Genomic DNA, 6,485 nt, shown 5'->3' with positions numbered 1-6,485 from the left:
CAACAAAGGATGAGCCGGCAGTCGGCAGGAATTATTACCAAGGGGCATGACCTCGCAATGGAGCTGCGCCGACGCCCTGTTATGGATAGGCAGAACGAAGGAAGTTGGGACTTCACGTGACGAATGATCCCGTTGGACAGAGGAGGTTTGCTGCCGTAACGGATATGGGTCGCATCAAGGCTGTCAAAACAGATCTCTCAAGACGTTTTGTTTGCTATACCCTGATAACGTTAAATCCGGCATTCAATGCTTTGGATCATCCATAACTTGGTTCATTTCTTGAACATAACTTTATGAAATACTGAGATTTCGCGAGTATTTACGAGATTTTACAAGATATTTTGAGGAGGTAAGTAAAAATGGCAATGATACAGAGACCCAAGGGCACAGCTGATATGCTGCCCGCACAGGCTTATAAATGGCACACGATAGAGAAACTGGCATCGGAGACTGCTGAGCAGTACGGTTTCAGGGAGATAAGAGTTCCCGCTTTTGAGGAGACAGGACTTTTCCTGCGTTCTGTGGGCGAGACTACCGATGTTGTTCAGAAAGAGATGTATACAGTTACCGCTACGGGCGACAGCGAATTCACACTGCGTCCCGAGGGTACAGCAGGCGTTATGAGAGCTGTTATCGAGAACGGTCTTCTCAACGAGGCTTTCCCTCAGAAGGTATATTATCTCATAAACTGTTTCAGACACGAGAACGTACAGAAAGGCAGACTGCGTGAGTTCCACCAGTTCGGCTGTGAGATGGTAGGCTCGGCTGACGCAAAGGCTGATGCTGACGTTATCTCAATGGCTAAGAGCTTTATGGACAGGATAGGTCTGAGGGATATCGAACTGAATATCAATTCCATCGGCTGTCCTACCTGCCGTGCGAAGTATCAGCAGGCGCTGAGAGATTATTTCGGCGCAAGGAGAGACGAGCTCTGCGACACCTGCAAGGAAAGACTTGAAAAGAACCCTATGAGACTTCTGGACTGCAAGTCGCCCATATGCAAGGAGATAGGCAAGAATGCTCCGCTGATAATTGACTATCTCTGCGACGAGTGCAGCGACCACTTTGAGAAGCTGAAGAAGTACCTGGGTCTGATGGGCATAGACTTCGTTGTAAATCCCAAGATCGTAAGAGGTCTTGATTACTATACAAGAACTGTTTTCGAGTTCATATCCAAGGATATCGGCGCACAGGGCACTGTATGCGGCGGCGGACGTTATGACGGTCTTATCGAGGAACTGAGCGGCAAGGCTGTCCCTGCACTGGGCTTTGCTATGGGTATCGAGAGACTGATACTGACTATGGAAGCGCAGAACTGCGACTTCATGGAAGAGAAGACCTGCGATCTGTATATAGCATCTATGGGCGACGAGGCAGTAGATAAGTCCATGGAGCTGGCTATGAAGCTGAGAGACGAAGGATTCTTTGTTGAGTACGATCTCATGGGCAGGGGCATAAAGCCTCAGATGAAGTATGCAGGCAAGATAGGCGCGAAATTCGTGCTGGTAATAGGTTCCAGCGAACTGGAGACAGGCTGTGCAAAGCTGAAGAATATGGCAAGCGGCGAACAGGCTGATATCAAGCTGGACGACAGCTTTGTTGATAATTTCTCAAATGCGCTGATGGCTGAGATGTTCAAGGATATCGACGGCGAGATGGCAGCGCTGCTCGGAAAGGAGTAATTCCATGGCAGGTAACAGATGCGAACAGTGTGAGAATATCATGGTAAGGGATATAATAAGCCCGCAGGAATATCTTTTCTGCGCTAATTCCCTTGTAGGACTGCTGATAGCGGGTGATGTTGAGATGACATTCTCGACCTGCCCTTTAGGCAAGATAGTTGACGATGATATGCACTTCACCATGAACAAGTATTTTCACCAGTTCAGGTGTACTAAGTGCGGTACGATCTACGGTATGCTCTTTAATACCAAAACAGGCGGCGAGATAAGGATAAATGATAAGGTCTTCAACCCTGATGATTATCCCGATAAGCCCGATACAAAGGAAGAGGAAGCAGATGGCTGAGAATTACAGCGTCACTGTTCAGCTGACTAAAAAGAAGCTGAAAAAGCGCCTTAACAGCGATCTTGTGGAATACAAGCCCTCGATGAACGTGCTAAGCATGGGCAGATTCATGAGGAAGCACAAGATGGAGAGTATATACTACGGCAGGGTCAGCGGTGACAATGTGCAGATATTCTACCACAAGGCGAAGAAGAAAGACGGCGGTATGACAGGCTTTTTCGGTAAGATAACCGAAAAGGACGATGTATGTGAGCTTACGGGAAAATTCCGCAAGCCCCTGTACGCCTATATCTCGGCGGTGGTGCTGATACTGCTGTGCATAGCCTGCGCTGTCGGTACTTTTGCTGCGGGCTCGTGGCAAGGTGCGCTGGTATTTCTGGCGGTAGGTGCGGCAGGCGGATTCGTCATGCTTTACGATAATTACAAGAAATATCTGAAAAAATATCTCGACGGACTTGCAGCGAAAAAGCGGTAAGTCGCGGATTGGTATGCAGATGATATGATGTTTGGCCGCAGGGGCTTTTTATGGTCTTTGCGGCTATTTTTAGATGACAACAGCGGCGCTGATGCTGTGTGCAGGGTCGATTTTGTGTAAGCAGATAACGTGAATGAAAGAGGGGGCAGGATATGAAGAAACCGAATATGGCGGCAACTGCAGTGATAGTTTTTATTTTCGGGATACTGGTGCCCGCAGTGCTTTTGTGGGTGGTCACCTTTGGTATGGACGAAAGCCGCGAGTACAAAGAGGATGGCATAAAGGTCAGCTGTACCGTTATAGGAACGTCTGTGACAGGGTCAAGCAGCAGACCGAAGGTAAAGTACAAGTCCCCTGAAGGTGAATGGATAGAGGCTGACTGCATAGCCAACGGCAAGGTCATGATGGGACAGAAAATAGAGGGCTATGTAATGCCCGATGACCCGAAGAACGTGTACTGTCCGCCTGACATGGCACTGAAAATGGTTTTCTATGCACTTTCTGCGGCTGCCTTCGTAGGTGGCGGAGCAGTATTATTCAAGGGGCTGAAAGACCTGAGAAAATACAATATACTCATCAAAAACGGTGTACCCTGCAAGGCACAGCTCACAAGCTGGTATGAGAAAAACGGTATCAAGGAGATACAGCTCCGCGTGTTCAGGCGTAACGGTGAGGAGCAGATAGTCAGCGTACAGGCGATAAAAGGTACGCCGATAGTGGGCGAATATTATGATATCATAATGTCTGAGGACGACGCGGGAAAGATAACCGCGGCACTGAATGATGAAAGGCTTGGTATGTAATGGGCGAGATAATGAGACTTGACAAGCTGGTGGCTTCCCAGTTTGCTGATATATCGAGAGCGGACGTAAAAAAGCTCTGCCTGAAAAAGAAGATAACGGTCAACGGTAAGCTTATGGCAAGGTCGGACGCTAAGGTAAATACAGATGATGAAATAATCATCGACGGTAAAAAGCTGACCTATAAAAAGCATATCTACATCATGCTGAACAAGCCCGCAGGGGTGGTATGTTCAACTAAAGAGGGCGCAAGCAGGACTGTCCTTGACTTAGTGCCCGATGAACTGCGCAGGGACGGACTTTTTCCTGCTGGAAGACTGGATAAGGACACTGAAGGCTTCGTGCTGATAACCGACGACGGAGAACTGAGTCACAGAATGCTTTCACCCAAGACCCATGTGCCAAAGACATATTTCGTCAGGCTGGAAAAACCATGGGAGGAAAGCTACAAGGACATCATGGCAGCGGGCATGACCATTGACGGACTGCATGAGGGCGACCAAGAAGAGAAGTGTCTGCCGGCGCAATTTTTGGCATCTGACGAAAACGTTTGCGAATGTACCCTCATACTGCATGAGGGTAAGTTCCATCAGGTCAAACGTATGTTTGAAAAGGTGGGCAACAAGGTGGTCTACCTGAAGAGGGTGGCAATAGGTGAAATGCCGTTGGATAGGGGTTTAGAGCTTGGTCAGTGTTTGGAAATTATGCACAAAGATGTTGAAAAATTATTGACGCGGAAATAGCTTATCTGGAAAAAATTGACAGCACTTCATGCATTTTCGTTAATATACCTAAAGTAACTCACTAAAGTTTAGTTAAAAAAACTCTTGCTACTTAGATTAAAATTTGATATGATATATGTGTACTAATTCGGGTATAAGTGTGACCATGTCCGAGTTTGAGGAAAAAATTCAATAGGGAGGTTCTTTTTAATGGCAAGCGTATCATTAAGAGAAATTTATAAGAAGTATGCCGGCGGCGTTATCGCTGTTTCCGACTTCAACATTGAGATCAAGGATAAGGAATTCATAATCCTGGTTGGTCCTTCTGGCTGCGGTAAGTCAACTACACTGAGAATGATCGCAGGTCTGGAGGAGATCAGTGAAGGTGAGCTGTACATCGGAGACAGACTTGTTAACGACGTAGCTCCTAAGGACAGAGATATCGCGATGGTTTTCCAGAACTACGCTCTGTATCCTCACATGACAGTTTTTGAGAACATGGCATTCGGTCTGAAGCTGAGAAAGGTTCCCAAGGACGAGATTGCTAGAAAGGTTGAAGAAGCTGGTAGAATCCTGGATATCGCTCATCTGCTCGACAGAAAGCCTAAGGCTCTGTCAGGTGGTCAGAGACAGCGTGTGGCTCTGGGTAGAGCTATCGTTCGTGAGCCTCAGGTATTCCTGCTCGACGAGCCTCTCTCCAACCTGGATGCTAAGCTGAGAGCTCAGATGAGAACCGAGATCTCCAAGCTGCACAAGAAGCTGGGTACTACATTCATCTACGTAACACACGACCAGACCGAGGCTATGACCATGGGCGACAGAATCGTTGTTATGAAGGATGGTTACATCCAGCAGATCGATACACCTACAAACCTCTACAACAATCCTGTTAACCAGTTCGTTGCAGGCTTCATAGGTTCACCTCAGATGAACTTCATCGATGCTAAGCTGCTGAAGAGAGACGGCAAGTATGTTGTTGAGTTCGGTTCCGAGGATACCAAGAACTCCAAGGGCGTTAAGTATGAAGTTGAAGTTCCCGAGTCCAAGGCTGATCCCGAGGCACTTGAGCCCCTGGTAAATCAGGAAGTTGTTCTCGGTGTAAGACCTGAGTGCATCCACGATGAGGAGATGTTCCTCTCTGCTGCTAAGACCGGTATCATCAATGCTACTGTTGAAGTAACTGAAATGATGGGTGCTGAGACTTATCTGTACCTGACTTGCGAGGGTATCAACCTGACTGCAAGAGTATCACCCAGATCTACTGCTAGACCTCAGGACGAGATCCAGGTAGCTCTTGATCCTAACAGAATCCACATCTTCGACAAGGAGACTGAGAAGGCTGTTGTAAACTGATAGCTTATCAATAAGGATATTATCCGCCCTTTCCGTAATGGAGAGGGCGGTTTTTGTATGTTTTCATAAATCTGCAGGATAGATGTTGTGCAGTGCTACAAATATTTATGGTATCCCATAAAAAGGCGGGGGCTTATCCGTATATGATACGGAGGGGATAACTATGAGAAGATACAAATTTATGATAGTGGCTTTGGTGCTTCTGACAGTGTGTATGCTTTGTGGGTGTGCCGCCGGTCCAAGTATTGATATAGAATGTACTGGACTTGAAGAGGGCGAAAGGGTTTTCGTACTGGCAAAGCCAACAGATGATGAAGAACTGAGAACGCCTTATGATGCTGATATTGTCGGCTCGGAAATATATACCGCGGAAAAAGACGGATTTGTGCTTGCAGATCAGATATCTGAAGTTTCCAACGTTGAATTCGGTACGGAAAATCTGCCGGGCTCTCGTAGTGAAACTATGACGGTATGTTCTGTGCATTTTAATTCACAGGATGGAATTCGCGGCTTCTGCAAAAACCACAAGCTGATACGTCTGGCAGTATGTGATGACAGGTGGAAGATAAAGCAGATAAGCAGTGATATCGATCTCCTCGATAAAAATGGAGAGGATGTACTGCTCGATGGCAAATTCGATGCTGCGACAGGAAGCTTTAAAAACGCAAAATTCGGCAGCGGTGAGGGCGGAAACGCGGGTCGGGCGCTGGGTTATATATTTATATTTTTACTGGAGACAATAGCGTGGGGTGCGAACATCATCCTTCTGATAGTGATGGCAGTAATTAACAGAAAAGAACGTCTGGTGAATCCGTTGATAGTGGGTCTGCTGTTCGGTATGTTCAGCTTGGCTGATCCGGTGCTTATCATACTCTATTTGGGTGCAGAGGGATGGCAGGGCATTCCGGCATTTCTGATTATAAACATTCCCTGGCTGCTGGACTGGTCTATGCTGTTCAGATATCGCTCACGATATATAAAGGAAAAGAAAATACAGGAATACGTGCCTGTAAATGATATTGAATATATGAATACAGATTGTAATTATATTATGGTGAATAACGAGCATACGGATAGAAGTCGTTGGTGATCGGACCGTATGTTGAT

The 6,485-nt window shown here is 46.7% G+C and carries 7 protein-coding genes; all 7 read left to right on the top strand.

Translation table 11 applies throughout. The annotated features are described in order from the left end of the window. Window positions 1–359 precede the first annotated feature (359 nt). The 7 genes from hisS to BM265_RS16110 all read left to right on the top strand — a co-directional run bounded on the left by hisS (window position 360) and on the right by BM265_RS16110 (window position 6,468). Window positions 360–1,682 (top strand): histidine--tRNA ligase, encoded by a 1,323-nt coding sequence (hisS, locus tag BM265_RS16140; RefSeq protein ID WP_074963023.1) that lies wholly within the window; start codon window positions 360–362, stop codon window positions 1,680–1,682. 4 nt (window positions 1,683–1,686) lie between these two features. Further along, a complete protein-coding gene (locus BM265_RS16135) occupies window positions 1,687–2,028 on the top strand; it encodes a hypothetical protein (RefSeq protein ID WP_074963022.1) in 342 nt (113 codons plus the stop codon). After that, on the top strand, window positions 2,021–2,503 hold the full coding sequence (locus BM265_RS16130) for a hypothetical protein (RefSeq protein WP_074963021.1): 483 nt from the start codon (window positions 2,021–2,023) through the stop codon (window positions 2,501–2,503). The genes BM265_RS16135 and BM265_RS16130 overlap by 8 nt, the downstream gene beginning before the upstream one ends. 152 nt (window positions 2,504–2,655) lie before the next feature. Beyond that, window positions 2,656–3,306 (top strand): DUF3592 domain-containing protein, encoded by a 651-nt coding sequence (locus BM265_RS16125; protein WP_074963020.1) that lies wholly within the window; start codon window positions 2,656–2,658, stop codon window positions 3,304–3,306. Next, window positions 3,306–4,046 carry a pseudouridine synthase gene (locus tag BM265_RS16120; protein WP_074963019.1) on the top strand — a complete coding sequence of 247 codons (741 nt, stop codon included), beginning with the start codon at window positions 3,306–3,308 and terminating at the stop codon, window positions 4,044–4,046. Before BM265_RS16125 ends, BM265_RS16120 begins: the two co-directional genes overlap by 1 nt. Window positions 4,047–4,235: 189 nt before the next feature. Beyond that, window positions 4,236–5,378, top strand: coding sequence for an ABC transporter ATP-binding protein (locus BM265_RS16115; protein WP_074963018.1), 1,143 nt, complete (start codon window positions 4,236–4,238; stop codon window positions 5,376–5,378). 163 nt (window positions 5,379–5,541) lie between these two features. Next, the gene (locus tag BM265_RS16110; RefSeq protein ID WP_074963017.1) at window positions 5,542–6,468 is read left to right on the top strand and encodes a hypothetical protein; all 927 of its coding nucleotides are present in this window, start codon (window positions 5,542–5,544) and stop codon (window positions 6,466–6,468) included. The last annotated feature ends 17 nt before the right edge of the window (window positions 6,469–6,485 follow it).

Origin of the sequence: Hominimerdicola alba (genome assembly GCF_900112155.1) — a bacterium.
GTDB lineage: Bacteria > Bacillota > Clostridia > Oscillospirales > Ruminococcaceae > Hominimerdicola > Hominimerdicola alba_D.
This window is presented reverse-complemented; position numbering and strand designations above follow the sequence as displayed.